Consider the following 23,810-nt stretch of genomic DNA (forward strand, 5'->3'; position numbering starts at 1 on the left):
GAGGCAGTGCGAGATCTGTGGGTGGTCTATTGGTCTGGACCGCTGACCGTGAACTCCATACGGTTGGACAGTTTCCTGTCGTCGTCGGTGCAGATGGCGCCTGTGTCGTCGCAGGCGTTGGGGATCGGCAGTACCACGGTGACGTCGTCGGTGGAGTCGGGTTTGACGGTGATGCGCCAGGAGATGTTGCTGGGCCTGTCGGTCCTTTGGGCTTTCTTGACCGATCCGCCTGTCACGTTGAAGGCGTGGTCCCGCAGGGTCTTGTAGCTCAGGGCGAGATTCTCGCTGAAGTCGAGGTCGAAGGTGAACTCCGACGTGCCGTTGTGGGTCGTCGGGGCAGCGGCCGTCACGCTGACGGTGAACGGAACCGGTGCCGAGTCGGTCTCGGTCTCGGTCTCAGACTCGTCCTCAGGGTCGTCCTCAGATTCGGTCTCGGTGTCGGTGTCGGTGGTCTGCTCCGAGATTGTTCCGGTCACTTTGATTTTGAAGCTGGCGGTCTCGTCGTAGGCGGTCCAGGTGCGGGTGTCAGTGTTGACGGTGAGGTAGTAGGCGTTGTCGGCTATCGACCAGCCTTGCGCACTGCCGGGGTCTTGTTCGGTGGCAGCGGAATCTTCGGTGGGATAGGTCTGGGGGATGAGCGCAAATGCTTCGGTTCCGCTCGGGTCGGTCCACTCGATGACGACGAAGTAGGTGGTCTCGGTTGCCAGTTGCGGGCAGGCGCTTTCACCTGTGGGCGTGTCGAAGGCGATCACGCCCGGTGTCGTGAAGGTCGACGGATCGGTCAAGGTGCACAGTGCGTCGCCCGGCTCGCCGTCGCTGGCGACGCTGTTGACGGTCACCCCGAGGTGGTCCCCCACGCTCGACGCATCAGGAAAGCTCGAAACCTGGATGCCGACCGCACCGAGTGCGTAACCGCCGGTGTTGGTGCCCGTGGTGAATGCCTGGGCAAACCCTGACCGAGCAGCGCCAAGGGTGCGCTGTATCCCGCCGCTGCCGCTCACGCCGACGCCCAGGTTGGCGACCAGCACCTGCGGCGTGTGTTCGTCGTCGCCTAGGTCGTCCTGGGTCGGGGTGCTGGTCAGCGCCTCGTTGATGGTGTGGACATCTGGGACCGGCGTGTCGGCTGGCACAGCGTCGATGTCGGCCGTGCGAACAATGCGCACACGAATGACTTGGCCGTCTTGCCAGTCGACGTCCACGTCGTACCACTTGAAGCTGCTCGCACCAGAACTGTCGTGTGGGAACTCCAAGGACAGATCGCCGACTTGGAGGGTGTAGTCCGCAGCATCGGCAACGTCGGCTTCGAATGCCAGGCGAAGATCACGGCCCGGAATGTAGGACCACAGCGATCTGATCTGCAGGTCCCCGCTCCCGCCCACATCGGAGAACAGATCCGCGCTCGCCGCGCCGATCGAGACGCTGCTGTACTCGCTCACCGTCATGTCCGCCGACCACAGCGGCTCTGGGGGCTCGTCCGCGTCCGCCGGCGCCGACCACAACGCCATGACCGCCAGCACCGTCACCAGCATCATCGCCGCCAAGGCCACCCTGATGCCGCGTGGGCTCAAGCCCCGACCAGCCAGACCGAACAGAACTCCCCTCCCAAGGGCCGAGCCGCCCGAACTGATGCGTTGGTTCGACATCATCTCCCGTCAACCCCCAGCTACCGCACGACCGTGAAGACCGGCGAGATCCTATAGAGCGGCCGGTACTCGTCGATGTTCCCGGTCAAACGCCCCTCATCGACATCGACCGCTCCGACAGGAGCGAGGTTGAAATCCGTCTTTCGCTCTCGATCGCTGTCCGGATCTCGATTTAGCTTGCTGTCGCTATTTCTCGGCGAGCCAGCGGCCACCATCCCCATGCTGTTCGGATCACCCATGGGGAATATCGGATCCTTGACCCCAGAGGCGTTGCACCCGGTCCAGACCATGGCATTCACCTCGAGATAGGCGGAGTTCCCCGTGACGTACGCGCCGTATTCGGTGTTGTCCCAAGCGCCGCCGTAGAACCTGTCGTACGAACCAGCGATCAGCGTCGGGCGGTCCTCCCAGCCGCCGTCCAGCCAGTGGATCGGCACCCCGATCGCGGTGGTCGGCATCTCGGTGTTCGATCGCGCGCCGACCGAAGCAGTGCACACCACCGCCCTGAACTCATCGGCGACCCTCCGGATGACCGGATCGGTGTACCGCACGGCGACTTCTTCGCCCCGGACATGGGTCCCCGCCGCTTCCTGCTGGACGAAAGCGTTGTAGTCATCGATGTTGCCCGAGGCGGGCAGCGTCGCGCTCTGGGTGACGAACACCAGCCTGAACTGGTACCCCTCCTCGGCGTCGTCGGGGATGTGGAGCCAGCTCGTGGTCACCGGATGACCGCCCTCCACGAACGGCGGGCGAGGGGTCTCGGTGTTGGCTTCGCCGTACACCGCGATCTCCAGCGAATTGCCGCCGGAGTTCTTAGACAGGCTGGTCAGGTCGGCACCGAGATAGTACGCGTCCGCGATGCTGAAGCCCGTGAGCGCGCCCGAATCCTCGCTGTCGCTCGAGGTCCGCTGCAAGCGGTGCCAGGTGCCGCCGTTCCAGCGCCACACCAGCACATAAGAAGTCTCCGGCTTCAGTTGCGTACCCGGCGGCGCCTCGAAGAACCTGTCGCCCGCCCCAATATCGCCGGGGCTGACGAGGTCGAACAGCTTGCCGCCCGGCTTGCCGCCCGAATCGGCGTGCACCGACACCGACACCGACATCGGACCGTCAGGGAACTGGCTGTCGGAGCCCTCGATGTAGATCCCGATGCCCTGCAACCGATACCCGAACGAAACCGAACCGGTCGTGAAACCCTGCGACAACACCTTATTGGTGGCGCCGCCGACGGAAACGTAGCCCCTGTCGGTCTGGCCCAGGTTCTGCACCATCGCGTCGAGCGGCTCGCCGAAGATGGCCATCAGCGGTGTGTCGAGGGCAAAATCCCCGGTAGGGCTGCCGATGGTCACCCCGGTCGCCTTCGGCGAGTCCTCCGCAGTGGACGCGGTGCCAAAATAGCGGGACAGCACGACGCCTCCCACCCGGTACCCCGTCACAGGGTCCGTAGTTAGCTGGTGGAAGTTGTATTTCTCGCAGGTCTCTACCATCGTCATTTCGTCAGTGGTGCACCCTCCTGCCACGGTCGCGCCTTGGGGGGCCGTCCATTCGTTGATGCCGCTTATCTGACGTGTGCTGACCATGCGGAACAGCTCGTCGGTTCCGTCGCGCAGATCCCACGGGGCGGTAAAGAGCCCCCCTAGTTCGCTGTTGTCCCCGCTGAAGGACGCACCGCGGATGAGGTAGCGATCCGCTGCCCCCACAGTGATCCCGAAACCGAGCATGTCGCCGGTCGAGACGATTTCCTGCTCGCCCGAGGCTTGCGCGTAGGTCGAGACCAGGATGCCGCTGGCACGCTTCGAGCCCTTCACGGCCAGGCGCAGCACGTTGGTGTCCCCGCCCGCGCTGTTGCTCAGCGTCGCTCCCGTCTCGCCGTCATCGTCCTCATCGTCAGACGTCGTCTCTTTGATCGACAGCGACGACCCGAAACCCGACAGCACGATGAAGTAATCGACGTTCTGGTACGCGAACGCGCCCGGCAGGGCCCTGAACCTGTTCAGGCCGACGGCGAACGAGGACGGGTTCTCAAAATCGAACAGCTTGGTCTGCGCACCTGCGGCGCCCGACCCAGGAGCGTGGCCCATCCATAGCGACACGGTCAGACTGGACGGCACCGCGGCCAGATCGATCGACACGTCCGAGATCTCGTAGCCGTGGCCGTGACTGCCCAGCTCGAACCCCATCGCGTACCGCCCGGTGATCGTCGCCGTCGCCGTGGCCGACGCCGGCTGGGCGGTGTTGGCGACCAGCGTCGACGCCGACGGCGGCCGCGCCGGCCTGGGAACCGGGCCGAACAGCCCGCTGGTCACCGTCTCGGCGTGGCCGGAGTCGTCGGTGAACGACACCTCCACCTTGAGCAGCTTGCCGATATCAGCCTCGACACGCCGGTAGCGGCCCGACTCGATGCGTATGCCCGCATTGCGCAAACTAAGTACGATCTGCCGGTAGTCGGCCGAGTCGGCGCCCACCACGGTCTCAGTGTCGCCGTCGACCCGGATCCACCGGTAGGAGAAGTCATGCAGGATGCCCGTCCCCTCCGGGTCGCCCACATTGAGGATCCCGTCGGGGTCGCCAATACGCGAAGTGTCCACAGCCAACACGCCGGGGTCCTCCGCGGAAGCCAGCACGATCGGCCGGCCGGTGGCATTGGGGCGGCCTCTGCTGTACACCGCGAGCTCCATCACGTCGCCGTTTGAGTTCGCGGCCATGCTGCCCAGGTCGACACCCTGATAGAACGCGTCCGCGATGGCGAAACCTGCTCGCGCGCCCGTGTCCTCGCTGTCGCAGGCGGTCTTCACCAGCCGGTGCACGGTGCCGCTGTTGTATCGCCACACCAGCACATAGGACGTGCTCGCGTCCAGCGTCGTTCCCGGCGGCGCCTCGAAAAAGCTGTGGCCCGCCCCGAACTCGCCGGGACTGAGGAGGTCGAACAGCTTGACGCCCGGCTTGCCGCCCGAATCGGCGTACACGGCCGCCGACACCGACACCGGGCTGTCGGGAAACTTGCTGTCGGACCCCTCGATGTTGACACCGAAGCCCATCAACGGGTAGCCGTCCGCGTCGGGACCGGTCCTGAAGCCCTGCGACAACACCTTGTTGGTACCGCCAACAGAAACATAACTGTTGTCGGCCTGGCCCAGGTTCTGCACCATCGCATCCAGCGGGTCGCCGAGAACGGCCATCAGCGGTCTGGTTATGGAAATAGCCAAATCCGTATTCGCGCCGTCGATGGTCACGCCGGTCGCCTTCGGCAAGTCCTCCGTAGTGTACGAAGTGCCAAACAGGCGGCCGAAGACGACGCCCCCCATTCGGTCGACCGACTTGATGTCCCAGAAGAACTCGTATGAGTCGGTTCCTGTCACGGTTGCGCCTTGGGGAGCCGTCCATTCGTTGATGCCGACTATCTGACGTGTGTTGATCAGCCGGAACAGTTTGGTGGTTCCGTCGCGCAGTTGCCACGGGTTGACAAAGGTCCCCCCAGCTATGGAGTTGTCCCCGGCGAAGGTCACACCGCGGATGAGGTAGCGGTCCGCTGCCCCGACAGTGAACTTGAAACCGCCCTCGTCGCCGAGCGAGACGATTTCCTGTTCCTGCATGTCCTGGTCTTGCGCGTAGTTCGAGGTCAGGATGCCGCTGTGCCGCTGCGAGCCCTTGATGGCCAGGCGCAGCACGTTGGTGTCCCCGCCCGCGCTGTTGCTCAGCGTCGCTCCCGGCTCTTGGTAGTCATCCTCGTCGTCAGAAGTCGTCTCCTTGATCGACAGCGACGACCCGAAGCCCGACAGCACGATGAAGTAATCGACGCCCTGGTACGCGAACGCGCCCGTCAGGGCCGTGAACTCGTTCAGGCCGACGGCGAACGAGGACGGGTTCTCAAAATCGAACAGCTTGGTGTGCGCACCTGTGGCGCCCGACGCAGGAGGGCGGCCCATCCACAGCGACACGGTGAGGCTGGACGGCACCGCGGCCAGCTCGATCGACACGCTTGAGATCTCGTAGCCCTGGCCGTGACTGCCCAGCTTGAAGCCCATGTCGTACTGCGCGGTGATCATCGCCGTGGCCGACGCCGACTGGTCCGTGTTGCTGACCAGCGTCGACGCGGGCAGCGGCGCCGGTGCGGGAACCGGGCCGAACGGCAGGCTGGTCACCGTCTCTGAGTTGCCCTCGCTGTCGGTGAACGACACCTCCACCTTGAGCAGCTTGCCGATATCGGCCTCGACCCGCCGGTAGCGGCCCGACTCGATCATCAAATCCGAAGAATCTGGCCGAATATCATCCGTAGTTCCATACATCATGTCGGGGCCGGGCAGGTCCAATTGGCCGTGGAACTGCCGGAAGTGGGTCGAGTCGGGGTGGGGCGAGTCGAGGCCCACCTCGATCTCGGTGTTGCCGTCGATGCGGATCCACCGGAACGAGAAGTCGTGCAAGTCGCCCGTCCCGTTCTTATTACCCACATTGGGGATCCCGTCGGCGTCGCCGATGCCCGAGACGTCCACCGCGAACACGCCGGGGTCCTCAGCCGAAACCAGCACCACCGGCCGGCCGGTGGCGGACTGGTTCACCGGAGTCTGGGCGTGGGCGGGATTCCGGGCGTCAGCGAACCACAGGGTGCTCGCCAGCGCGGCAATGGCGCCCAGCCCAACGAGCAGCAGCGGAAGCGTCGCACGACGCCGGGAGGCGGTCATGACCTACCTCCGGCCGGCCGAACCCCAGAGTCGGGAGGGGGGGGGTCCAGCGTTTGGGTAGCACGTTCGAGCACATCGACCCTGCCTCTGGCGGCGGTGGAAGTGCCCGGTGTTTCGTGCCGCTCGCCGGCTGACTGGCGATGTGTCACATAGTCATGAGGGGATGTCACAGATACATGAGTATAAGTGTTGTTCTTATGAGACCGACCACATGGGAGAGGCCGGTGAGATGTCGGCTGCGGGCGGGTAGTTGGGTGCTTGGCCGCTTGGCCGGGATCTGCCGGATCGGCTCGACGATCCCGTCATTGCCCTTGGGCACTACCGATGCTTTCCCGCTGAACGCAGCCCGGGCGGCCTCCTTGGCGTCGACAACGGCAATCCGGTTCTCAGCCTGGCGCAGGTCCGCCCGAACCCGAAAATGCTGACCGGCCCGAACCCGAGAGCGCCAGCTTTCCCGAATGCAACGCGACTGATGTGTTGCCTCGTGGTCTAGATGATTAGTTCCAAGGGTTTAGTGGTCGTAGGCGGTGAGTGAGCGGCTGGGGCGTGTTCGGTGGTAGGTCTCGTTGTGCCAGATGGCGGCCGTGAGGGCGAGGAGCCGGGCGCCGATGCGCGCGGCGACGCCGGCTTTGGTGCGGCCTTTGTGGCGTTCGAGGCTGAGCTGGCCTTTGAGGGTCTGGTTGATCGATTCGATGATCTGGCGCAGGGGCCGCAGGAATCTGGCGCCGGGCCGTGGGGCCTCGGATCGGGTGGCGGGGCGCAGCACGGTGATGCCGACGTCGTTGAGGTCGGCTTCGAACGCAGCAGAGCGGTAGCGGTTGTCGGCGATGAGGGTCTGGCCCGGCCGGGCGATCCCGGCGGCGTCGATCATGTCGGCGCAGACGTCGCGTTCGTCGGCTTTCGCGCCGGCGAGAGCGAACGCGATCGGCAGCCCCGCCGGGGTGGCCACAAGATGCAGCCGCAAGCCCCAGAACCAGCGGGAATGCGACGCGCAGTAGCCGTATTGGGCCCATCCCGCGAGGTCAGAGCGCTTTTGGGTCTCGCGGCTGGTGCCGCACTCGACCGGGGTGGAGTCCACCAGCCACACGTCGTCGTGCCACGACTCGCACTCGCGTGCGAGCCATCCCATGACACGAGCGATCATCTCGGCGCTGCGCCGCAGCCGCTTGTTGTAGCCGTCGCGGTTGGGCAGATACGGGAACCACGGCCCCAGATGCGCTCTCGCGTAGCGCACGAACTGCGACTCGTTGTCATAGCCCAGCAGCGCCGAGATCACCGCCAAGGTGACCAGCTCCGCGTCCGACAGCTTCGGGGCGAACCCCACCACAGGCCGCCGCGGAGCCCACCCAGGGTTCTGCGCCAACAGGTCATCGATCCTCACATACAGTGCGGTCGCGAGGGTGTCCAAGTCCGGGCCCATGCTGAGAACCTCCAAGATCGAAGCGTGAATACACACCCCGAGCTTGGACACCCTCACCCCACAACCGGTGGACCCGACCCCTTGGAACTAATCATCTAGGTCACACGACGATGGTGAGGGGATAGCCGGCGTCGTCGATCGGGACGTGACCATCGACGGCGCCGAGCTGGGCTGCGTGACCGGCGGCGATCCGTCGGGCGGACCATGCCGCGGCGGCAGCGTCGAGCAGGTCATCGAGCGCAGGGTGCGGTGGGCCAGCCAGCGGGCTTAGGACCGCCGATTCGGTGATGCTGGCGAAGCACGAGCGCAGCAGGGCCAAACGCTCGGCAATGCCCGCTTGGTAGCGCTTCGGGTACTTCAGCGGCTGGGAGGGCGTCGGTTCTTCGCCGCGGAAGATCTGGCTGCCTGACCGACGGGGCACAGCAGTCGTGTGGAGCGTGGCGGCCATCACGGCGAAGCTCAGCTCGGGATGCACCTCTGCGGCTCGTGGCATTGCGCTGGCTTCGAAGTCGGCGGGTGCAAGAACTGAGCGCACCTCGCGAATCTTCGGCAGCAGGTTGTATGCCTGCTTCGACAGGCCCATGTCGAGATGCTCGCGAGATGCTTGGTTGGCCTCGTCATAGTCGTTGGCGTCGAGGGCCGCAGCAGGCGGGGACCAGAACAGCGATGACCGTCGCCGACCGAGCAGTGCGCGGGCCTGCACATCGGCCGTTCTCGGAGCGTTGCTCGGCAACCCGATCGGCATGTCGATGCCCACAGTGGCCAGCGATTGGCGGCGCGCCTCGTCCCAGAGCGCGCCGAACGAATCCCACAGCGAGAACTCGACGTCGGCGCCGTCGTCGGCGCCCGTGATCGCCATGACCCATCCACCCGCAGCGCCGTCCACACCCCCGACACGCCGAGCGCCGTCGCCGGTCTCGCCTCCTGCCACCTTGGTCCCCCGAACATGCACGATTCCCTCGCCCCGTCGCAGTCAAGCGTGGCTGGCCCCGTGTGTCGTAAGGCACTTCACAGGCAGGGCCACATTTGGGGCAGGCCGCACTGGTTACCTCCGCGCTTACGAAGGCGGTATCGACCTAGTCGCTGGCCCCTGTCAACTCGAGCGGGGCCCATGATGGCCATTTGTCCGTCTGTATCTTCTGGCCGTAGTGGTAGTGCGCTATGAGTCTGTACGCATGCTTGATTGACGAGTTGTTGTAGACGAAGGCATTCTCTGCAATGCCTATCCCTACGGCTACGTGTTTCCAGAGTCTCTGATAGCGAGCTCTGATCTTCTCTTCAGGCACTGTGTGTCCGCCATGCTCGACTCGGTTCTCGACCCGCGATACCGCCAGATGCTCCGGAACGATGATGATGTGCAGCGTCACGAGATAACCGCCCTGCACGGCTTCCCGCAAGAGCTCGATCTTCGATTCGTGCGAGAACACCGTTTCGGTTGCGAACGAGCGCCGCTCATCGATCAGGTCCGCTCTGCGTTGGTTTGCCAGCCCCGATGCCTCGTATGCGTGCGTCGATTCCTGCCCAGGCCACAATTCGGCAGCGATCAGATCAGCGTTGACGAACTCCACGCCGCTCGGCGACATTCCCCTCGTCATCGAGCTCAACATAGGATCGCCCCTCAGCGGCGAACACGGCTTCGAGATCCAGATTCCGCAGACGCTCGGAGATGCGCTCATCCCGCCTGGATCGGAACACCACCTGCTCAAAGAAGTTGAGCGAGTCGTAGTCCGCCTCGCCAGTGAGCACCTGCTCGACACTGCGCGTAGACGCACAAGGCGACATGTCCAAGGCTCTGCCGATGCGAGCCCAGAAGCTGACCTGCTGCGACGTGCTTCGACTCATCGCCGGAGCAATCTCCTGCGCCGCCGCGTGAATGTCCTGATCAACTCAAATCGGAGTGCTCGTCGCCATGCCTCAACCTCCGGCGCCATCGTAGCACTCTGCTACCGTCACGGTCCTCCCAAAGGTGGGAGGAAGCCCAGCTGAGGCAGGTACCCGTATAGCGCATACGACCATGTAGTGACGTTTTCGTGTCGCCGGAAACGGTCGAGTAGCCCATACGACCAGATTCTGTCGTGCCGGCCTGATTCGGCAGCAGGAACGGGCACCTTGCCGTGCTCGCTCGTAGGATGCCGCGCTGATGCGCAGGGGTGCGGCCGCCACTGAAGCGCCGCGCCTCGAGTCCGAGTTCAGCGGCGGCGGGGCGTTCTCCGCACGCGGGTTCGCCCCGCTGTGGTTCAGCGGGTTGTGCTGGCACTGGGGACGCTGGGCGATCGCCTTCCTGGCGAGCTTCCACGTCAATCAGATCACCGACTCGCCGCGCATGGTGCAGCTCACCGGTGCCGTCATGTGGGCGCCGCTGCTGCTCGGCGGGGCCATCGGCGGTGTGATCTCGGACCGGTTCGACCGCCGGCGCACGGTGCGGCTCCAGACCGCGCTGCTGGTGCCCTTCGTCGCCGTCATCGGGTTCGCCGAACGGTCCGATCAGCTTGGCATCTTGCTGCTGTTCCCGTTCCTGCTGTTCGCTGGCATCGGCTGGGTCGTCGACATGACAAGCCGGCGGGCCCTGGTGCTCGACATCGTCGGTCCGCACCGGCTGCACAAGGCAATGGCATGGGAGACGATGGCGCTCGCATCCGGCGTGGCCGCTGGGCAGCTGCTCGGCGGTGCCGTCGCCGACCGTGCCGGGGTCGGGGCGGCCTTCCTAGGAGTGGCTGCCATGCTCGGTGTGGGCTTGTTCCTGCTCATGTGGGTGCCGCGGGTGCCCCCAGCCCGACCAGCGCCCGCAGCAACAGATCGATGGTCCGATGCTCTGCGGGACCGGATCTTCGAAGTCGTGCCCCTCGGCGGGGCATCCCATCGTCCGGAGCCTGCTCGAAACTCGACGCTTGCTGAGCTTCGTGCGGGCTTGCGACTGGCCCGCACCAACCGGGGCCTGCTCAGCATCCTGGGCGTCACCGTGATGGCGAACTTCTTCATGTTTGCCTACTTCCCCGCGGTGCAGCTCATCGGCGACGAGGTCGATGCCACGGCGTCACAGATCGGGATCATCGGCTCGATGACCGGCTTCGGCATGATCACTGGATCGCTGGTCACCGCCAAGTGGGGCAGTGGCCGCTGGGGGCTCGCCTACACGTTCGGCGTCTTCGTGGCCATGGCGATGCTGATCGTGTGGGCGCTGTCGCCGAACTTCCTGATCGCGGCAATCACGTTGTATGTGGCGAGCTGCGGCAGTGGACTCTTTGCCGCCACACAGTCGACCTTGGTGCTCACCACCGTCTCTGAGGAGATGCGGGGCCGTGCGATGGGCCTGCTGAGCATGGCCATCGGCGCTCTGCCGGTGGGCACCTACGTGCTCGGCGAAGTGGCGCAGCAGCTCGGTGCTCGCACAGCGGTCATCTTGATGGCCTGCGGGGGTCTGGCGGGCATGACGCTGTGGCTGATGATCCGTCCCGAGGTCATTCGCCGTACCGGCCCCACGCCCTGAGCCCCGGGGCACCTCGGGCGGCCGCGCTGCATGCCGAGCTTTCATGCGCTAGCCCGCAGGTGACTACGCTGCGGCGTGGCCAAGTTGCGCCGTAGCCGTGCGTGACGGGAGGGGAAGCCGACGATGAAAGCAGCAGTGCTCAACGAGATTCCGGGCGAACTTGAGATCGAAGACATCTCGATGGATGCACCCGGTCCGAACGAGGTCGTGATCGAGGTTCGCCATGCTGGGCTGTGTCACAGCGACCTGCACTTCATGGACGCCCACTGGCCCTATGAGCTGCCTGCCGTGATGGGCCACGAGAGCGCTGGCCTCGTTGCCGCCGTCGGCGACAACGTCTCGTACGTGAAGCCAGGTGATCACGTCATCACCTGCCTCTCTGTTTTCTGTGGTCACTGCGAGCGCTGCCTGACCGGGCGCCCCAACATTTGCCAGAACCACGCTGCAGTGGCCCGCGCCGATGGCGCTGCGCCGCGGCTGTCCAAGCCTGACGGCACCGCGGTCTCGCAGTTCGCCCGACTCGGCGGGTTTGCCGAGGAGATGCTCGTTCACCAGAACGCCGTGGTGAAGATCCGCGACGACATGCCGCTCGACCGTGCTTCTCTCATCGGCTGTGGCGTCACCACCGGTCTGGGCGCGGTGTTCAAGACGGCCCGCATCGAGCCCGGTTCCACGGTTGCGGTGTACGGCGCAGGCGGCATCGGCCTCTCTGCAGTCCAGGGTGCACGCATCGCCGGGGCTGGTCGTGTCATCTCGGTCGATGTCGAGAACGCCAAGCTCGAGACGGCTCGCCAGGTCGGCGCCACCGACACGGTCAACGGCGCCGAGGTCGATGCCGTGGAAGCCATCAGGGAGCTGACCGGCGGCGGGGTGGACTACGCCTTCGAGTGCATCGGGCTGAAGCGGACCTGCGAACAAGCGTGGTCGTCATCGCGACAGGGCGGCACAACCGTCATCGTCGGGATGATGCCGCTCGGCGAGAAGATCGAGATCGCCGGCTACGAGGTGTTCATGCTCGAGAAGCGGCTGCAGGGCTCGATGATGGGCTCGAACGCCTTCCGGGTGGACATGCCCCGCTACGTCGACATGTACCTCGATGGACGGCTGATGCTCGACGAGATGATCTCGGCGCACATGCCGCTCGAAGACATCAACACCGGCTACGAGCAGATGCGCCAGCGCGTCGGCACTCGCACCGTCATCGATTTCGACTAGCGGGCCCCGTATCGGTACACACTCACAGCAACGCACACAACTCGAGGAGCGAGCGAGGGACAATGGACGTCGAGGGCAAGGTTGCCGTCGTGACCGGCGCGGCAAGCGGCATGGGTCGCGCCATGGCAGTCACGTTCGCGGCGGCGGGCATGAATGTGGTGCTGGCCGACATCGAAGAAACACCGCTGTCCGATGCCGCTGCTGATATCAGCGCGACTGGTGCAGAAGCCATTGCGGTACGCACCGATGTGTCCAAGTTGGCCGACATCGAAGCGCTCGCGGAGGCGGCGGTAGAGCAATTCGGCGCAGTCCATCTCCTGTGCAACAACGCAGGCATCGGCATTCCCGGCCCGGTGGGGGATATGTCGCTCGAGGACTGGCGCTGGACCCTCGACATCGACCTGTGGGGACCGATCTACGGCACCCATGTGTTCCTGCCGATCATCGAGGCTGCCGGTGAGGGTCACATCAACTCGACCGCATCGGTTGCCGGCCTGTATGCAGGCGCCTCGCTGGGTGCGTACAACGTGGCCAAGCACGGTGTCGTTGCCCTCATGGCCACCCTCGAGCGCGATCTGCGGCTGCGCAACTCGCCGGTCCATGCGTCGGTGCTGTGCCCGGGGCCGATCAACACCAACATCGTCTACAGCCAGCGCAATCGCGACCCTGAGGATGCCTCCCATCACGTCCGCACCGAGCAGGGCGACAAATTCTGGGACATGCTCCGGGGTTTCCTGGCGGAAGGCATGGACCCGTCCGAGGTCGGCCCGATGGTGCTCGACGCCGTCCGCACCGACCGCTTCTGGGTGCTGACGCATCCGGACATGGGCAAGATCGCCCGGTACCAGGTGGAGGCGATGCTCGACGACGGGCATCTCACCCGTTGAGCGGCCCGTTCGGGCGACGACGCACGCACTTGCAGCTGATGCCCTGATGAAGCCCGCCGGTTCGATCTGGCGCGCGCCAACACAGATTCCGGCGGCTCGCCCGTCAGTCTTCACGGTCGTCCCGCAAGTGCTCGACGTCGCGGGCCGTCCGCTACCGCCGTCTGTCGCTCCGTCGCCGTCGCGCTCAGGCGATCAGCCACCGGTCGTCGAGGCACCCGAATCGGACAGCTACCGATGGCGACTGCTGATCGTGATCGGCGTTGCGGTGCTGGGCTTCGGCTCGTTGATGACGCTCGTCAATGCTGCCTTGGTGCCGATCGCTGACGAGTTCGGCACCACTGCGTCCAACGCCGGCTGGGTGATGACGGGCCTCATGCTGGCGATGGCGGTGTCGACTCCGGCGGGCGGGAAGCTTGCCGACATCTATGGGCATCGCCGCATGTTCATGATCGGAATGGCAGGCATGACCGCCATGATGATCGCCAACTATTGGGTCTGGAACCTCGGCTCGTTTGTCGCCGTGCGGGTCGTGTTCGGCCTGTGCGGCGGCCTGCTCATGCCCGCAGCGATGGCGCTGCTGATGCATGCATTCGGTCCCGAGCGCCGTGCTCAAGCGGTGGGCTGGTTCCAGTTCGCCATGACCGGCGCACCCTCCATAGGTGTGGTCGCCGGCGGACCGCTGCTGGATGTCGTCGGCTGGCGAGCGATCTTCATGATGTTCGGCCTGATCGGGCTGGGCGGCACCTTGCTTGCCGCATTCGTCGTGAAACCGATCCCGAAGGGTCAGCGAGTGTCGATCGACGTGCTCGGAGCGCTGCTGCTGGCGACTGGCACGCTGCTTGCTCTGCTGGCTATCACGCGGGTGCCGTCGCTGACGCGCACAGGCGCACCGGTGCTGTCGGACCAGACGCTCATGCTGATGCTGGGCGGGGCAATAGCGGCGTTCGTTGTGTTCGTGCTGTGGGAGCTGCGCTCCACATTTCCGCTGCTTGACGTCCGCTTGTTCCGCCGACCCAACTTCTCCATGCCGCTGATCTCTGCGGCCTGCAACCAGTTCGCCTACATGGGCGCGTTCGTGATCGTGCCCATCGTGCTGCAGGAGCGATATCTGTACTCCGTCGGGGTTGCTGCCTTGCTGATGGTGCCGCGGCCTGGCGCATTTGCGCTCGCATCGCCGTTCGGCGGAACGCTGGTGACCAAGATCGGCGCACGGGTTCCGATGATCTTTGCGTCGACCGCCATGATCGGCTCGATGCTGGCCTTCGCCGCCGGCAGCAGTCCCGGCGATTGGGGGCTCACGCTGGTCATGGTCGGGCTTGTGCTGTCGGGCGTGTCAGCTGGCTTCGGCTCGCCGGCCTATCAGATGCTCGTTGCCAACTCCGTTGATGACAAGGATCTCGGCATCGCCAACGGCATGAACCAGACCGTCATGTGGATCGGCATCATCTTCGGCATCCAGTCGATGCTTGCGTTCGCGGGCGCAGACCCGTCGTTGGGACGCACCCAAGCCACCTTCATGTTCGGCGCCGTCGTAGCGGCGTTCGGTTTCATAACGCCGCTGTTCGCCTCGCGCCGGGCTCTTTCCTCCCGCGGCTGATTCCAGCCTGGCAGGGCGCGAAAAGGCGCTACAGCGCGGCGAGGAAGTCGAGCAGCTCGGCGTTGAGCTCGTCGGCGGCTTCCTGCTGCACCCAGTGTCCGATGCCGTCGAGGATCACTGACTTGTGCAGGTTGGGCATGGTCTGCGGGAACTTGGCGATGGAGCCGGCGCCCCACACGGTCGGTCCGTCAACCTCGCCCCCGACGAACAGGCTCGGCTGGGTGATGGGTGCGTCATCGAATGCAGCCATGTCCTCCCAGTCGCGGTCAACGTTGCGGTAGCGGTTCAGCCCGCCGGACATGCCGGTGCGCGTGAACTCAGAGGCGTAGTAGTCGAAGTCGGCCTCCGTCATCCAATGCGGCCAAGTGCCGGGTTCGGGCCAGATGAAGCGGTCCGACAGCTTGCCGCCGGGCGCCACCGTGAAACGTCCGCCCGACGAGTCCGCTGACGCCACGCGTGCCCGGACACCGTCGCCCGAGGCGGCGTAGTACATGCCCAGCAACCAGTGCGGCAGATCGACTTCCATCTCGGCCTCAGCCCGGCCGGGTTTCTGGAAGTACTCGATGTAGAACTCCTCGTCGCCGCCCATCATCCGGAACGCTGCACTCGGCTTGAAGTCGCTGCGGGCATTGTAGGGCACGCTCACCAGCCCGAGCGCAGTGAAGATGTCGGGCCGCAGCAGCGCCGAGCTCCAAGCGATTGGCGAGCCCCAGTCATGGCCCACGATGACCGCCGAGTCTTCGCCGAGCGCCCGCACGACGCCCACGTTGTCGGCGACATGGCGCACCATGCGGTAGTCCTCGACGGCCCTAGGCGCGGAGGAGCGGCCGTAGCCCCGGACGTCGATCGCGACAGCCCGGTACCCAGCCACTGCCACCGCGGGGAGCTGGTGACGCCACGAGTACCACGACTCGGGGAATCCGTGGACGAACAGCACCATCGGCCCCTCACCCATCTCGGCCACATGGATCCGGGTGCCCAGCGCATCCACGTCGTGGTGCCTCACACCGGACAGGTCGAGGGTGGTGTTGGCGTTCGATTCGCTCATGGCCGACATTCTGGCCCGCACGCCGCGATTCCGCTTCGTCCTCCAAAAAAGCTGTTGATCAAAACTAATTGAAAATTACTATAATATGTTGTTATAGATGTTGGGCGGCTCATGAACGGATACGACACTATTGGTCAGAATTCTGGTCTAAAATCGTCGACCATGACTGAAGTTCTGCCGTTCTCCGAGGCAAAGGCCCGGTTGTCGGAGTTGGCAGACCGCATCGAAAATCAGCACGAACGCATTGTGGTGACCCGACATGGTCGGCCGTCGTTCGTGCTCATGAGCCCCGACGAACTGGAATCGCTCGAAGAGACGCTGGACATACTCGGGGACGAGGAACTCATGGCGTCATTGCGGTTGTCTCAGCAAGAAGCTGCCGAGGGCAAGCTGATCCCGCTGCAAGAAATCATCTAGGTCGACCCGATTCGAATCGGTGTATGCCGTTACGCTCACCGCTGCCAGCAGACGGCACATCGACCGCCTGCCCGAAGGTGTGCGCGCTGCCGCATTGGCAACCATGAGCGGACCCATCAGCGAGAATCCGTTCCGGGCTGGAAAGCCTCTTGGCGGGATTCTGAGCGGTTACCGATCCGCTCGTCGTGGGGACTACCGCATCGTCTACGAAGTGGATGAAGATGCCGAGATCGTCGTCATCCACCGGGTCCAACACCGCCGCGACGTCTACCGACTCGCCTAGATCGCATCCCACGGAACCGGTAGGCACAGAGCCGGCTGGCGAACTTGTCGCACCCCTCCGCGATGCTGGCGGCTGTGAACACACAATTGACTGAACTCATCGAGAATGCGCCGTGGCGCGAGGCCGTGACCTACCGGGACACGTGGCCGCACGAGTACGTGCTGAGCGAGAAGGACGATCAGCGGGAGCTGCTCGCGGCGATCTGCGCCCGGTTCCACGCCGGCGAGGGCGTGGCAGGCCGTTTCTTCCGGATGTCGAACACGTACCTGTTCGTCGGCGATTACAAGTACTGGCTGATGACCGACTACCGCAGGATCAACCCGCTCGCCGGCGAGGACAACTACGTCATCAACCGGGCACTGCTGTACCGCGACAGGCGAGACTTCGTGATCCAGCCCGGAGACACCGGCCGCCACGACGACTACCCGACATCACCCGCGCGCGACTGGACCAACTGAACGGAGACCCCCTGATGCCCGACGACCACTCCCTGCTGGCCTATCTGGTACCGAAACTGACGCCCCAGGTTGAGGACGCCGCCACCGACGCGCTCGCCTACATCCTGAACATGTCGGAGCAGTGTCGCAAGGCGCTGGCTGGTCTCGTGAGTGACGGCGACAGCAAACTGAAGCCGTTAGAGAACGTCAAGACCCAAGTGCACGCCTCCAACGAGGAACGGCTGGATCTCGTCGCGTACGACAGCAGCGGCTCGATGCGGCTCATCATCGAATCGAAGTTCTGGGCGGCGCTCCTGAGCGGCCAGGCGAGCGGCTACGTCAGGCACTTGGTCTGCGACGGGCCAGCGATGCTGCTCTTCGTAGCCCCTGAGGTCCGCAGCGAAACGCTCTGGGCCAAGATTGAACGACAGTTTGACGAAGCGAAGGATCTGCAGCTTGAGCAGGCCCGCAACGTCGGCTCGATGAAGGTCGCCAATGTGAGCAGCACCAAGCTGGGCAGCACCGAGAAGCGCGTCGCGTTGATGAGTTGGGGCACCCTGCTTGACCGTCTGGAGCCCGCTGACACGTCGATGGTCCACAACATTCGGCAACTGAAGGTCTTGGCACGCGCACAAGACGATGTCGCTTTTGCGCCTTTGCATGGCGAAGACTTCAGCGCAGCAATTCCCCGACGGATTCTGGACTTCAACCGGATCGTCAATGACGTGGTCTGGGGGCAGGATTGGATGGAGACGGAGGGGCTTAAGGCTGCGCCACAACCCGACGGTTTCTTGCGGTACTTCAGATTCCGCTCGAAAGACGGCGACCGGATGACGGGCGATCATGCACTGTGCGTCAGCTGCGAACAGTGGGCGAAGTCGCGAATCACGCCGCTGTGGCTGCGCTTCTGGCACGACCGGCAGCGGGACATCGATGCCGTCAGAAGGCACGACGACATCGAACACCTCTGGAGTCCTGGCAACCACCTGTGGATACCGCTGCGCTTGCAGACCGGCGTCGAGTACGCCGATGTCCTCGAAGACGTCGTCGAGCAGGTTGAGCGTGTTCGCGATGTCGTCCTTCCGGCTCTCGCGGCGACCGACTTAACCGAGCTTGCTGCTGGTGATGCTCAGCCAGCCGATGAGATACCGGCCTAGGGAACCCGAGCGCCGAGCAGGTGTCGAATGGCAACGGTCGCCCGTAGTTCTTGGCATGGTGGTGTCGCGATGGACGTGGAGATCACCGTCTACGACGTTCCGGAGAGTGTCCGAGATCGACTGGTCGAACACGCTGCGAGCCGTTCCCAGTCCTTAGAGGAATACCTGCGGCAGGAACTGGAGCGCATGGCCGCGACGCCGTCGGTGGCCTCGCTGGTCGAGGAGATTCGACATCGCGAGGAGGCCGCGGCACGTCGATCCCAACGTCGGAGATCGTCGCTGCGCGCGAGTCTCACCCGGGTCGGCTCGGACTCGACCGATCGACGACTCGGAACGGATACTTCAGCGGGGCTTCGTTGCCGACCTGTGCGCAGATCGCGTAGTGGCCAGCCTTGGGGAACGTGATGATGCCGTTGATCGCGAACGGAGCCCGGCTATCGGTTCCATGCACCTTTCCGACGGGGCGTCCGACTTCGAGTTCGGCGTTGACATCGAGCAGTCCGGGCTGCCCGTCTTCGTCTTCGATCCAGAGGTGCAGCATGTGGCGCTCGTTGGCCTCGGTCCATCCCACGACTACGGATACGCCGATGCCCAGATGTTGTGGGGGCGGCGGGGTGCCGTTCGGAATGTCGCGTGTCAAGGTGTCCCACTCGGCGCCGCTGAGATACATCAATCCATTCTGAACCTCAGCGTGGTTCGCGAGTGTGAGCATCTCGATGCGTGGCACGGCGACGATCCTCTCCAAGATGTACGACAGCAGTATACGGCTGTAAACTCATTGGCCTATGCCATCACCGGCTGGCCGTCAGAATCGCACGAGATCGACTGGTACAACAAGGCATGAGAACGGGAGGACCGATGACTGAAGAGGGTGCCGCCGAGCTCTACAAGCACCGCGACGACCCCGGCGAATGGGATGACCAGCCCGTCGAGATCGATGTGCGGCCAGGGGGCAGCGAAGTGGTGTCATTCCGGATTCCCACAGAGGAACTTGACAGCGTCACCGAGGCAGCCCGAGTGGCGGGCGAGAGCCTGTCACAGTTCGTACGGGGTGCATTGAGTGCCCGACTCAAGCCGCCGATGCGAGCGCTTGCACGGACGGTCACGAGTGGGCCGCTCGCACGTCATGTGAGTGCCAGTCCTCATGCGCCCGGTGTCTACGCGCACCCGGGGGCCGTCAGCGTGTTCGTCCTTCGTAGCGAGACTGGTGCGGATCGCCACTCGGTCACAAGCTGTGAGGGTGTTGTCGCTGCTGGCTGACGCAGCAATGGCTTTACGTCGAAGTTGTGTTTCGTAGCGAGCGCTGTTGACAGGCGGGCACTTCGGCAAGGATGGGCGGCATGAGCTTGTTGTCGTTTGAGCTGCCGTCGTTGGAGACCATTGAGCTGGAGCCTGACGGGGAGACGCTGCGGGTTTGGCTCAATCGGCCGGAGTTTCGCAATGCGCACAACCAGTTGATGATCCGCGAGGTCGGGGACCTGTTCTTGGCGCTGAACGGGCAGACGCAGTACCGGGTGGTGGTGCTCGGCGGTCGGGGGAAGTCGTTCTGTGCCGGCGCCGACCGCAAGGAGCAGCCGCCGGCCGCTGCGAACGACCGCGAGGCGCGATACATCAACCAACTGGGCAGGCGAGCGGCGCGGGCCATCGAGGATTGCGAAGCCGTCACGATCGCTCGGGTGCACGGGCACGCCATCGGGGGCGGGTGCTGCTTCGCTGCCAGCTGCGACTTTCGAGTCACTGCTGCTGACACACTTTGGTACGTGCCCGAGGTCGAGCTGGGCGTGCCCCTGCCGTGGGGTGCGACGCCTCGGCTGATCGGCGAACTCGGGATGTCGCGGGCTCGACAATTCGTCATGACCAGCGAGCGCGTCGACGGGCACAAGGCCGCCGAGTGGGGTCTGGCGCACGAGGTATGCGACGACGAGGACGCACTGAACGGGGCCGTTGAGCGCTGGGTGGCGCGACTGCTGGACCTCCCGTCGCTGTCAGTGCAGATGGCCAAGCACCAGATGCGTGGCTACGCCCAGGTCACCCGGCTCGGCGACTTGTCCGAGTTCGACGGCGACGCATCGGCCAGGTCGATCACCAGCGAGGACGCTCAAGCCCGCTTTGGCACGTTCTAAGCGTGACTTTGCCGGTCGGGACAGCCGCTCCGACGCAATCGACCAAGAGATTCGATCTCACTCAGTCGAAGGCTGGCATCACCTGGTCGTGGATGAGCTGCAGTTGGCCCGTGACATCGGGGACCTCGATGTCTCGTTCGGTGAAGGCGTTCAGCAGGAACGAGTCCGTGATACAGGCGACGAAGTGGTTGACCCCACTCGGCTCGATCTCCGACTTGATCTTGTCGACCACCTCCTCGGGGGTGCCCGCCACCGAGAGCTTCTCGGCGATGTCGGGCGTCATGGCGTCGATCGCTCCCTGGACGTCTCCGTCTCCGAAGGCGTCGAGAATGGGCTGAACGTCGGCCTGCGAGACGCCGTGCCGCTCCATCTGTTCGACCGCCATGGCCGGGATGTAGAACGCTCCGATGGTTTGGGCGGCGGCCTTGGCCTTCTCCGAGTCAGGCCCGATGGCGAACACGTTCCAGACCGCAATGTCCAGGTTCCGCCAGTTGCGCCCAGCCCGCTCCGCGCCAATTCTCAGGTGCTCCACCATGTAGTCGCACGCCTCTTTGGAGTATTGGGCGAAAGCGTGGGTGCCGTCGGAGAGCTCACCCGCCGCCTCGAAGGACCTTGGACCGCGCAAGGCACCGATCAGCAGCGGAAGCTTCTCCTGCACCGGACGGGCGAATGTGAACAGCCCGTCGTAGTTGTAGAACTCACCCTCGAAGGTCAGCGCTCCGGTGTCGAGGAAGGTGCGCATTACTTCGTGCGCCTCCTTGACCCGAGACAGCGTCTTGATGCCAGTCCAGTCCAACCCGTACTGGGCGAGCAGGCTGAAGTTCCCAATGGAGATGACGCATTCGGCACGACCACCGGTCAACTCGTCGAGCGTCGCGACCGCCTGGGCAACTTGGGTCGGCTCGCGCAAGGCGATCGGGGCCAAGCTCGGACCCATACGGATTTGCTCGGTCGAAGACGCCGCGGCTGCGAACAGCACATAGAGGTCCTTGTGCCAGGTCTCGTCTGCTGCGTAGCACCCGTAGAAGCCGAGTTCGTCAGCCAACTTGATGTGTTCGAGAGACTCCTGTAGCGGGTAGTCGGGCAGTGTTACGAAACTGAACTTCATCATTGCTCCTTAGCTCAGATGCACCGGTATCGGCTTCCCCCCAAAACGTGGAGGGCTGGCCAGTTGGTGTTGGCTAATTCGTAGTCGGTCGGGCTGATGCTGTCGAGGGCGCTGTGCAGGCGGCGGGCGTCGATCTCGTCGCAGCGTCAGCTGCGGGCGTCGATCTCGTCGCAGCGTCAGCTGCGAGCATCGATCTTCGCGAACGCCTTCTTCATGGCCTGGTAGCCCTCGACCGCACGCGGGATGCCGCCGTAGATCGTCATCTGCACCATGATCTCCTCGATCTCGGTGCGCGACAGGCCGTGGTTGAGGCCGGCTGGAACGTGGAATGCCAGCTCATCGGTGCGGCTCAGCACTGTCAGAATCGAGATGACGACGACGCTGCGATCGCGCCGCGACAGCTCTTGTCGTGACCAGAGATCCCCGAACGCCCAGTGATAGGCGATGCGCCCGACTTCGCCGAGGTGTTCGACGAGACGCGCCATGTCCTGCGTTGGGTCGCTCGAAGCACGGCCCGCCGTGAGTGTCTGGCGCACCTCGACCGCACGTCGCTCCCGCTCGTCGTCGTCAAGTTCGGCGCCACCCGAACGCTCGGGCAACCGCTCGACGCCGTCGAGCGTCCGGAACCGGTCGTCTACGACCCGCGATGCCGCCATGGCCATCGGGAAACCGGCATAGGCGGCCACCTGGATCAAGATCTCCTCGATCTCGGTGCGCTGCAGGCCGTGGTTCAGCCCGACTTCGGCATGCAGCGACAACTCTTCGCTGGAGCCGATGGTGGCGAGCACGGTGATGACGATGAGGCTGCGATCGCGGCGCGAGAGCTGCGGCCGCGACCACACGTCGCCCATCACCACGTCAAACGCGAAGGTGCCCAGCGCTCCCAGACGCCGAGTCATCGAACGTTGTGCGCGTTCAGCATCTACCTCACCCTTGGTGAAGCGCTCGAATACCTCGAGTGCAGCAGCTCGTCTCTCAGCGTGCGTGCGTGACCCTGTTGTCGACATCCTGATCTCCCTGTGCCAGTTCGTCCGCGTTTCGGCGCCTGCCATCATCGCCGCGATCGGCTGGGTCGTGCCACGCTGCGGCGACACGTCCCATCAAGAACTTGGCGCTGCATCGACTGGACGGGCTACAGCTCGCTGGGCTCCTTGCCGGGCAGGTAGGTCACCGGCAGGTTCGTGATGCGGCGCACACGCGACGGCAGGTCGGCTCCCACCAAGCGCGAGGCCCCTGCGGGCAGCGTCGACAAGATGATGCCGTCGAAGCTGGAGCGCGACAGCACTGCTTGGATCGCCCGCAGCGGGTCAGGGTCGCCGAGCTCGCCGGATGCTGCGTACGACGCTGCCGCGATCTTCGCCAGCTGCGCGTCGAGCCGCTTCTGTGCCTGCTCCATGCCGAGCGTGTCCGGTCCCAGGAAATCGGCTGCCGGCACATGCTCGGAGGGGATGCCGGTGACCGGATCGGCCGCGAGCATCGACAGCCGTCGTGCCCGGGCGTAGCTCTTCGAATGCGTCATCGGCACGAGCAGATGGAACTCGCAGGTACCGTGCGAGTTCAGCCGGTCGATCTCAGCCACGACCTCGCCGGTGCCCAACGTTTGGTTGGCCACGATGAGCCACCGCGTCACTTCCACATCGGGAGCGCCCGGCGTCAGACCCGGCCGCATGCGGTCGACTTGGAACGCCATGCTGAGCTTGATCCGGTAGAGGGCGATCTCGCCCTCCACGATCATCACGTCGCGTTCTTTCACATGTGCCACCGACAGATCGCGGATCGTCTTGGTGGCCTCGGCGACTCCCCGACGCGCCGCGTCTTCCCAAGAGATCCGGCTTGCCGCGACCAGCGTGATGACTTTCTCGACAGCGTTGTGATTGCGCTGAGGTGATTCGTTCAAGATGCGGACCTGTTCGGTGTGCGTCTCGTTCCTGCGAGCGGGAAGCGATGCGCTTCGGTGGGGCAGACTGTAGGGCACACCGCGTTCGTGCGGCACAACGCGCACCTGCGGGTGTGCTGAAGTGGCAGTCGCGCCCGCCGGGCGTCGAGTCCAATGGCCTGGCATCACGTCGAGACGGGATGTCGGACATCAAGGAGAAACCAATGAGCAGCGTCTACAACGTGATCGAGCTGATCGGGACCAGCGACGAGTCGTGGGAGAAAGCCACGCAGAACGCGATTACCGAGGCCTCCAAGACCTTGCGAGATCTCCGGGTCGCAGAGGTCGTCGAGCAAGACGTGGTGATCGAGGGCGGCGCAATCTCAGCGTTCCGTACCAAGGTCCGGCTGTCGTTCAAGCACGAGTCGCCTTGAGC

22 protein-coding genes and 1 pseudogene are annotated in these 23,810 nt (G+C 64.6%); 11 read left to right on the plus strand and 12 right to left on the minus strand.

Translation table 11 applies throughout. The features are described from left to right. Nucleotides 1-26 precede the first annotated feature (26 nt). The 7 genes and pseudogenes from ACOQPH_RS00435 to ACOQPH_RS00465 all read right to left on the minus strand — a co-directional run. On the minus strand, nt 27-1,646 hold the full coding sequence (locus ACOQPH_RS00435) for a choice-of-anchor R domain-containing protein (protein WP_420622804.1): 1,620 nt from the start codon (nt 1,644-1,646) through the stop codon (nt 27-29). A gap of 17 nt (nt 1,647-1,663) precedes the next feature. Then, on the minus strand, nt 1,664-6,319 hold the full coding sequence (locus ACOQPH_RS00440; protein WP_420622805.1) for a choice-of-anchor R domain-containing protein: 4,656 nt from the start codon (nt 6,317-6,319) through the stop codon (nt 1,664-1,666). A gap of 511 nt (nt 6,320-6,830) precedes the next feature. Beyond that, a complete protein-coding gene (locus tag ACOQPH_RS00445) occupies nt 6,831-7,739 on the minus strand; it encodes an IS982 family transposase (RefSeq protein ID WP_420622806.1) in 909 nt (302 codons plus the stop codon). Between the two features lie 100 nt (nt 7,740-7,839). Then, nucleotides 7,840-8,670 (minus strand): DUF429 domain-containing protein, encoded by an 831-nt coding sequence (locus ACOQPH_RS00450; protein WP_420622807.1) that lies wholly within the window; start codon nt 8,668-8,670, stop codon nt 7,840-7,842. 145 nt (nt 8,671-8,815) lie between these two features. Then, nucleotides 8,816-9,307 carry a zeta toxin family protein gene (locus ACOQPH_RS00455; RefSeq protein ID WP_420622808.1) on the minus strand — a complete coding sequence of 164 codons (492 nt, stop codon included), beginning with the start codon at nt 9,305-9,307 and terminating at the stop codon, nt 8,816-8,818. Beyond that, nucleotides 9,288-9,485: a hypothetical protein gene (locus tag ACOQPH_RS00460; protein WP_420624395.1), complete on the minus strand. Its 198-nt coding sequence runs from the start codon at nt 9,483-9,485 to the stop codon at nt 9,288-9,290. Before ACOQPH_RS00460 ends, ACOQPH_RS00455 begins: the two co-directional genes overlap by 20 nt. Nucleotides 9,486-9,515: 30 nt before the next feature. Next, nucleotides 9,516-9,581, minus strand: a pseudogene (locus ACOQPH_RS00465) (TA system antitoxin ParD family protein); the annotation flags it as partial. 298 nt (nt 9,582-9,879) lie between these two features. Between ACOQPH_RS00465 and ACOQPH_RS00470 the strand changes: the two are divergent. The 4 genes from ACOQPH_RS00470 to ACOQPH_RS00485 all read left to right on the plus strand — a co-directional run bounded on the left by ACOQPH_RS00470 (nt 9,880) and on the right by ACOQPH_RS00485 (nt 14,925). Then, nucleotides 9,880-11,226, plus strand: coding sequence for an MFS transporter (locus ACOQPH_RS00470; protein WP_420622809.1), 1,347 nt, complete (start codon nt 9,880-9,882; stop codon nt 11,224-11,226). Nucleotides 11,227-11,349: 123 nt separating this feature from the next. Continuing rightward, nucleotides 11,350-12,441 carry a Zn-dependent alcohol dehydrogenase gene (locus tag ACOQPH_RS00475; protein ID WP_419551939.1) on the plus strand — a complete coding sequence of 364 codons (1,092 nt, stop codon included), beginning with the start codon at nt 11,350-11,352 and terminating at the stop codon, nt 12,439-12,441. A 62-nt stretch (nt 12,442-12,503) separates the two neighbouring features. Next, a complete protein-coding gene (locus ACOQPH_RS00480; RefSeq protein WP_420622810.1) occupies nt 12,504-13,328 on the plus strand; it encodes an SDR family NAD(P)-dependent oxidoreductase in 825 nt (274 codons plus the stop codon). Between the two features lie 46 nt (nt 13,329-13,374). Beyond that, entirely contained in the window at nt 13,375-14,925 is a 1,551-nt protein-coding gene (locus ACOQPH_RS00485) for an MFS transporter (RefSeq protein ID WP_420622811.1), read from the plus strand. A gap of 28 nt (nt 14,926-14,953) precedes the next feature. Here the strand turns inward: ACOQPH_RS00485 and ACOQPH_RS00490 are convergent, their stop codons facing one another. After that, complete coding sequence (locus ACOQPH_RS00490; protein ID WP_420624387.1) at nt 14,954-15,982, minus strand: alpha/beta fold hydrolase; 1,029 nt, start codon at nt 15,980-15,982, stop codon at nt 14,954-14,956. Between the two features lie 153 nt (nt 15,983-16,135). Between ACOQPH_RS00490 and ACOQPH_RS00495 the strand changes: the two genes are divergently transcribed. The 4 genes from ACOQPH_RS00495 to ACOQPH_RS00510 all read left to right on the plus strand — a co-directional run bounded on the left by ACOQPH_RS00495 (nt 16,136) and on the right by ACOQPH_RS00510 (nt 18,267). Further along, nucleotides 16,136-16,390, plus strand: coding sequence for a type II toxin-antitoxin system Phd/YefM family antitoxin (locus ACOQPH_RS00495; RefSeq protein WP_419551943.1), 255 nt, complete (start codon nt 16,136-16,138; stop codon nt 16,388-16,390). A gap of 19 nt (nt 16,391-16,409) precedes the next feature. Further along, entirely contained in the window at nt 16,410-16,673 is a 264-nt protein-coding gene (locus tag ACOQPH_RS00500; RefSeq protein ID WP_420622812.1) for a type II toxin-antitoxin system RelE family toxin, read from the plus strand. A gap of 74 nt (nt 16,674-16,747) precedes the next feature. Further along, on the plus strand, nt 16,748-17,131 hold the full coding sequence (locus ACOQPH_RS00505; protein ID WP_420622813.1) for a hypothetical protein: 384 nt from the start codon (nt 16,748-16,750) through the stop codon (nt 17,129-17,131). 14 nt (nt 17,132-17,145) lie between these two features. After that, nucleotides 17,146-18,267 carry a hypothetical protein gene (locus ACOQPH_RS00510; protein WP_420622814.1) on the plus strand — a complete coding sequence of 374 codons (1,122 nt, stop codon included), beginning with the start codon at nt 17,146-17,148 and terminating at the stop codon, nt 18,265-18,267. Between the two features lie 292 nt (nt 18,268-18,559). Here ACOQPH_RS00510 and ACOQPH_RS00515 read toward each other — a convergent pair whose 3' ends face one another. Beyond that, complete coding sequence (locus ACOQPH_RS00515) at nt 18,560-18,994, minus strand: DUF6941 family protein (protein WP_420622815.1); 435 nt, start codon at nt 18,992-18,994, stop codon at nt 18,560-18,562. A 131-nt stretch (nt 18,995-19,125) separates the two neighbouring features. Between ACOQPH_RS00515 and ACOQPH_RS00520 the strand changes: the two genes are divergently transcribed. Continuing rightward, entirely contained in the window at nt 19,126-19,527 is a 402-nt protein-coding gene (locus ACOQPH_RS00520; protein ID WP_420622816.1) for a hypothetical protein, read from the plus strand. 80 nt (nt 19,528-19,607) lie between these two features. Next, entirely contained in the window at nt 19,608-20,390 is a 783-nt protein-coding gene (locus ACOQPH_RS00525) for an enoyl-CoA hydratase/isomerase family protein (RefSeq protein WP_420622817.1), read from the plus strand. Between the two features lie 61 nt (nt 20,391-20,451). On the opposite strand, the gene ACOQPH_RS00530 is transcribed toward ACOQPH_RS00525, so the two are convergent. From ACOQPH_RS00530 to ACOQPH_RS00540, 3 genes are all read right to left on the minus strand, one after another. Further along, nucleotides 20,452-21,498, minus strand: coding sequence for an LLM class flavin-dependent oxidoreductase (locus ACOQPH_RS00530; RefSeq protein ID WP_420624388.1), 1,047 nt, complete (start codon nt 21,496-21,498; stop codon nt 20,452-20,454). A gap of 176 nt (nt 21,499-21,674) precedes the next feature. After that, on the minus strand, nt 21,675-22,505 hold the full coding sequence (locus ACOQPH_RS00535; protein WP_420622818.1) for a carboxymuconolactone decarboxylase family protein: 831 nt from the start codon (nt 22,503-22,505) through the stop codon (nt 21,675-21,677). A gap of 125 nt (nt 22,506-22,630) precedes the next feature. Beyond that, entirely contained in the window at nt 22,631-23,395 is a 765-nt protein-coding gene (locus ACOQPH_RS00540) for a dodecin family protein (protein WP_420622819.1), read from the minus strand. Nucleotides 23,396-23,598: 203 nt separating this feature from the next. Between ACOQPH_RS00540 and ACOQPH_RS00545 the strand changes: the two genes are divergently transcribed. Next, nucleotides 23,599-23,808: a dodecin family protein gene (locus ACOQPH_RS00545; RefSeq protein WP_420622820.1), complete on the plus strand. Its 210-nt coding sequence runs from the start codon at nt 23,599-23,601 to the stop codon at nt 23,806-23,808. Nucleotides 23,809-23,810: the final 2 nt, after the last annotated feature.

This window comes from Candidatus Poriferisodalis sp. (genome assembly GCF_965221945.1).
Classification (GTDB): Bacteria; Actinomycetota; Acidimicrobiia; order Acidimicrobiales; family Poriferisodalaceae; genus Poriferisodalis.